Here is a 5149-nt window from a genome sequence, read left to right as displayed (position 1 = left end):
CCAACGGTACGGCCGCCTTCACGGATTGCGAAACGCAGACCGTCGTCCATCGCGATCGGGTGGATCAGGGTAACAACCATTTTGATGTTGTCGCCCGGCATTACCATCTCTACGCCTTCCGGCAGTTCGATGGTACCAGTCACGTCAGTAGTACGGAAGTAGAACTGCGGACGGTAGCCTTTGAAGAACGGAGTATGACGGCCGCCTTCATCTTTGGACAGAATGTACACTTCAGATTCGAACTTGGTGTGCGGCTTGATGGTGCCCGGCTTAGCCAGTACCTGACCACGTTCGATTTCTTCACGTTTGATACCACGCAGCAGAACACCTACGTTCTCACCAGCACGACCTTCGTCCAGCAGTTTGCGGAACATTTCAACGCCAGTACAGGTAGACTTCTGAGTCTCTTTGATACCAACGATTTCAACTTCTTCACCAACTTTGATGATACCGCGTTCTACACGACCGGTAACAACGGTACCACGACCGGAGATGGAGAATACGTCTTCGATCGGCAGCAGGAACGGCTTGTCAATCGCACGCTCTGGTTCCGGAATGTAAGAATCCAGGAAGCCAGCCAGTTCCAGGATTTTCGCTTCCCACTCTGCGTCGCCTTCCAGCGCTTTCAGAGCAGAACCACGAACGATCGGAGTGTCGTCGCCCGGGAAGTCGTACTGAGACAGAAGTTCACGAACTTCCATTTCAACCAGTTCCAGCAGCTCTTCGTCATCAACCATGTCGCATTTGTTCAGGAACACGATGATGTACGGAACGCCTACCTGACGACCCAGCAGGATGTGCTCACGAGTCTGCGGCATCGGGCCGTCAGTCGCAGCAACTACCAGGATCGCGCCGTCCATCTGAGCAGCACCGGTGATCATGTTTTTAACATAGTCGGCGTGCCCCGGGCAGTCTACGTGTGCGTAGTGACGGGTCGGGGTGTCATATTCAACGTGAGAAGTGTTGATGGTGATACCACGAGCTTTTTCTTCCGGCGCGTTATCGATCTGGTCGAATGCGCGAGCAGCACCGCCGTAGGTTTTAGCCAGTACGGTAGTGATTGCAGCGGTCAGCGTTGTTTTACCATGGTCAACGTGGCCGATAGTACCGACGTTAACGTGCGGTTTTGTACGTTCAAACTTTTCTTTAGACATCGATTGTCCCTCTAAGACACGGATAAATCGGTGATATCACCACATCAACCAGGCAACATGCCCGACTTGTTGAATGCAATAAACAGAAGGAAAAAACAGGGAGGAGAAAAGAAGTGGTGCTGATAGGCAGATTCGAACTGCCGACCTCACCCTTACCAAGGGTGCGCTCTACCAACTGAGCTATATCAGCACATCTTGGAGCGGGCAGCGGGAATCGAACCCGCATCATCAGCTTGGAAGGCTGAGGTAATAGCCATTATACGATGCCCGCATCCTGGAACTCGGCTACCTGATTTTCATTCTGCACTGAATATCGAGAGAAGCTCTCTTTATTCGAGCCGGTAAGCGAACTTATCGTCTCGGGCTACGCCATCGCGTGGCCGAAATTGGTGGTGGGGGAAGGATTCGAACCTTCGAAGTCTGTGACGGCAGATTTACAGTCTGCTCCCTTTGGCCGCTCGGGAACCCCACCGGACTTGATGGTGCCGACTACCGGAATCGAACTGGTGACCTACTGATTACAAGTCAGTTGCTCTACCTACTGAGCTAAGTCGGCATCAAGTAGCGCGCATTCTATGGAGACATGCGAGTTCATGCAACTAAAAAATTGCATAATTTGTTTTATTGGTCACATTTTGCGCGACGCGATGAATAAACAGCCGAATTGCGAGCAGATTAGCATACTTTTTCAGCATCACTCTGCATTAACAATGCGCGCCAGCTAAAACACAATTCTTTTTATCAGATGGAATATCTGTCACATTGCTTTTCAACGATAGCTTCCTGGAAGAGATTTTTTCTTATTATTCCTCCCCATCTGGTGTTACCCTCCTGCCCATTAACCCATTCAACAGAACTGTGACGCGCCATGGCAAATATCGCTTTGCCGATAGAGCTATGACCGCCAGAAACATGCTTATGAGTATAAAAGAGCAAACGTTAATGACGCCTTACCTACAGTTTGACCGCAACCAGTGGGCAGCTCTGCGTGATTCCGTACCTATGACGTTATCGGAAGATGAGATCGCCCGTCTCAAAGGTATAAATGAAGATCTTTCGTTAGAAGAAGTTGCCGAGATTTACTTGCCTTTATCACGTTTGCTGAACTTCTATATAAGCTCGAACCTGCGCCGTCAGGCAGTTCTGGAACAGTTTCTTGGCACTAACGGACAACGCATTCCTTACATTATCAGTATTGCTGGTAGCGTCGCGGTAGGGAAAAGTACGACTGCTCGTGTGTTACAGGCACTATTAAGCCGTTGGCCGGAACACCGTCGTGTTGAACTGATCACCACCGATGGTTTTCTTCATCCCAACAAAGTGCTTAAAGAACGTGGCCTGATGAAGAAGAAAGGCTTCCCGGAATCGTATGATATGCATCGTCTGGTAAAGTTTGTTTCCGATCTCAAATCCGGCGTGCCAAACGTTACAGCACCTGTTTACTCGCATCTTATTTATGATGTGATCCCGGATGGAGATAAAACTGTTGTTCAGCCTGATATTTTAATTCTTGAAGGGTTAAATGTCTTACAGAGCGGGATGGATTATCCACACGATCCACATCATGTATTTGTTTCTGATTTTGTCGATTTTTCGATATATGTTGATGCTCCGGAAGACTTACTTCAGACATGGTATATCAACCGTTTTCTGAAATTCCGCGAAGGGGCTTTTACAGACCCGGATTCCTATTTTCATAACTACGCGAAATTAACTAAAGAAGAAGCTATTAAGACTGCCATGACGTTGTGGAAAGAGATCAACTGGCTGAACTTAAAGCAAAATATTCTACCTACTCGCGAGCGCGCCAGTTTAATCCTGACGAAAAGTGCTAATCATGCGGTAGAAGAGGTCAGACTACGCAAATAATTTTCAGGGGAGCTAATGCTCCCCTTTCTTATTTTTCTGCACTACGCAGGGATATTTCACCCCCCATCCAGGGTTTTATTATTCCATCCTGCTCAAGCAATAAAGCGCCCTGTTTGTCTATTCCGCGTGAAATGCCAAATATTTCTTTATCACCAATGATAAGTTTCACTGGGCGATTAATAAAATTATCCAACTTTTCCCAGCGCGAAAGATAAGGTGCCAATCCTTCTTGCTCGAAGAGTTCCAGCGCCGCGCGTAATTCACGTATTAGCATGGCCGCCAACGTATTACGATCGAGATTGATCCCCGCTTCCTGCAGCGTGATCCACCCCTGATTAACGACACTCTCTTCAACACGACGCATTGCCATGTTGATCCCGGCACCAATGACAATTTGTGCCGCATCGCCGGTTTTGCCAGTCAGCTCCACAAGAATGCCTGCCAGCTTGCGATCCTGCAGATAGAGGTCATTAGGCCATTTAACGCGGACTTTATCAGCTCCCAGCTTGCGTAATACTTCCGCCATCACGATACCGATAACCAGACTTAAACCAATCGCCGCCGTCGGGCCTTGTTCCAGACGCCAGAACATTGACAAATATAAGTTTGCGCCAAAAGGCGAAAACCATTTCCGACCACGACGACCACGGCCAGCCTGCTGGTATTCTGCAACGCAGGCATCGCCCGATTTAAGCTCTCCGATACGGTCAAGGAGATATTGATTCGTGGAGTCAATAACTGGCAGCACGGCTACACTACCGCCATCCAGCTGACTCAATATCTGTTCAGCATTAAGTAACTGGATGGGCTCAGGCAGGCTGTATCCTTTACCCGGAACGGTAAAGACATCAACACCCCAGTCACGCAGTGTCTGAATGTGTTTATTAATAGCCGCCCGGCTCATTCCTAACGTTTCACCCAGCTGCTCGCCAGAGTGAAATTCACCATTCGCTAACAGCACGATTAATTTCAGTGGAACGGTATTATCCTTCATGAAATCGTCTCCACTGCGCTAACTTCACCTGATGCACCAATAAAGCGAACTTCTGGCTCAAGCCAGACATTAAATTTTTCACCCACTTTCTGTCTTACATGATGTGCCAGTTGCACGACATCTTCGCTTTTTGCATTGTCTTCATTAATGAGAACTAACGCCTGTTGACGGTGCACCGCAGCCCCACCCATTTGCATCCCTTTTAGCTGGCACTGATCGATAAGCCAACCTGCTGCCAGTTTTACTGAACCATCCGCCTGGGGGTAATTTGGTGCTGTTGGAAATTGTGCCAGTAATGCTTTAGCCGTTTCGGCAGATACAACAGGGTTTTTGAAGAAACTACCGGCATTGCCATTCACTTTTGGATCAGGGAGTTTGGTGGTGCGCATATGACACACCGCATCAAATACTTGCTGTGGCGTTACTGTTGTAGGATCCAGACGAGTTAAGTCACCATACGTTAGTACAGGTTGCCACTCTTTTGGCAGACGCAGACCTACGGCTACAATGGCGAAGCGGTCCTGGTATTCATGTTTAAAAATACTGTCGCGATAGCCAAAACGGCACTCTTTAGCTGTTAAACGCTCTTGCTTGCCTGTCGCCAGTTCAACACAGTCAACATAAGCGCAAACTCGCTGTAATTCTACGCCATAAGCCCCAATATTCTGGATAGGTGATGAACCAACACAACCAGGAATTAATGCCAGATTTTCCAGACCAGGCATACCTTCCTGCAAAGTGTATTTTACCAGGCGATGCCAGTTTTCTCCGGCTCCTACATGTAAATACCACGCATCAGGTTCATCATGAATTTCGATACCTTTGATCCGGTTGATGATCACCGTACCGCGATAGTCTTCCAGAAAAAGTACATTACTTCCTTCACCCAGAATAAGAACGGGTTGTCCTTCTGCGGTTGCATGCTGCCAGGCATTGAGTAATTGTTGTTCGTCTTCGGCACATACAATGTGCTGAGCATTATGATCAATGCCAAATGTGTTCCAGGGTTTTAAGGAGTGGTTCATAGCTGCTTTCCTGATGCAAAAACGAGGCTAGTTTACCGTATCTGCGGGGGGATGGCTTGTAGATATGACGATAGGAAGAGTTTGTAGAAACGCAAAAAGGCCATCCT

4 protein-coding genes, 4 tRNA genes and 1 pseudogene are annotated in these 5149 nt (G+C 48.1%); 2 read left to right on the top strand and 7 right to left on the bottom strand.

The window, feature by feature from the left end; genetic code table 11:
• The 5 genes from tuf to D9734_RS23010 all read right to left on the bottom strand — a co-directional run.
• On the bottom strand, positions 1–1154 hold a 1154-nt coding region (tuf, locus tag D9734_RS23030; RefSeq protein WP_001364266.1), incomplete at its 3' end, for an elongation factor Tu.
• Between the two features lie 114 nt (positions 1155–1268).
• Positions 1269–1344, bottom strand: a tRNA-Thr gene (locus tag D9734_RS23025).
• A 6-nt stretch (positions 1345–1350) separates the two neighbouring features.
• Positions 1351–1425, bottom strand: a tRNA-Gly gene (locus D9734_RS23020).
• Positions 1426–1541: 116 nt separating this feature from the next.
• A tRNA-Tyr gene (locus D9734_RS23015) sits at positions 1542–1626 on the bottom strand.
• A gap of 8 nt (positions 1627–1634) precedes the next feature.
• Positions 1635–1710 (bottom strand) — tRNA-Thr (locus tag D9734_RS23010).
• Positions 1711–1729: 19 nt separating this feature from the next.
• Here D9734_RS23010 and D9734_RS23810 point away from each other — a divergent pair.
• Both D9734_RS23810 and coaA read left to right on the top strand, forming a co-directional pair.
• A pseudogene (locus D9734_RS23810) lies at positions 1730–1880 on the top strand (hypothetical protein); the annotation flags it as partial.
• A gap of 192 nt (positions 1881–2072) precedes the next feature.
• The gene (coaA, locus tag D9734_RS23005; protein WP_000023076.1) at positions 2073–3023 is read left to right on the top strand and encodes a type I pantothenate kinase; all 951 of its coding nucleotides are present in this window, start codon (positions 2073–2075) and stop codon (positions 3021–3023) included.
• A 28-nt stretch (positions 3024–3051) separates the two neighbouring features.
• Here the strand turns inward: coaA and birA are convergent, their stop codons facing one another.
• Together birA and murB are read right to left on the bottom strand one after the other, a co-directional pair.
• A complete protein-coding gene (birA, locus tag D9734_RS23000; RefSeq protein ID WP_130210847.1) occupies positions 3052–4017 on the bottom strand; it encodes a bifunctional biotin--[acetyl-CoA-carboxylase] ligase/biotin operon repressor BirA in 966 nt (321 codons plus the stop codon).
• Positions 4014–5042 (bottom strand): UDP-N-acetylmuramate dehydrogenase, encoded by a 1029-nt coding sequence (murB, locus tag D9734_RS22995; RefSeq protein WP_130210845.1) that lies wholly within the window; start codon positions 5040–5042, stop codon positions 4014–4016. Before murB ends, birA begins: the two co-directional genes overlap by 4 nt.
• Between the last annotated feature and the right edge of the window lie 107 nt (positions 5043–5149).

Source organism: Escherichia sp. E14S1, from assembly GCF_004211995.1.
In the GTDB taxonomy this organism is placed as follows: Bacteria; Pseudomonadota; Gammaproteobacteria; order Enterobacterales; family Enterobacteriaceae; genus Escherichia.
Note: the sequence above shows the minus strand (reverse complement) of the source record. Positions and strands in the feature narration are given on the sequence as shown.

What these genes read in the sequence shown, in the direction of transcription:
- birA (WP_130210847.1), bottom strand. Translation starts at nt 4,017, where the DNA reads ATGAAGGATAATACCGTTCCACTGAAATTAATCGTGCTGTTAGCGAAT.
- coaA (WP_000023076.1), top strand. Translation starts at nt 2,073, where the DNA reads ATGAGTATAAAAGAGCAAACGTTAATGACGCCTTACCTACAGTTTGAC.
- murB (WP_130210845.1), bottom strand. Translation starts at nt 5,042, where the DNA reads ATGAACCACTCCTTAAAACCCTGGAACACATTTGGCATTGATCATAAT.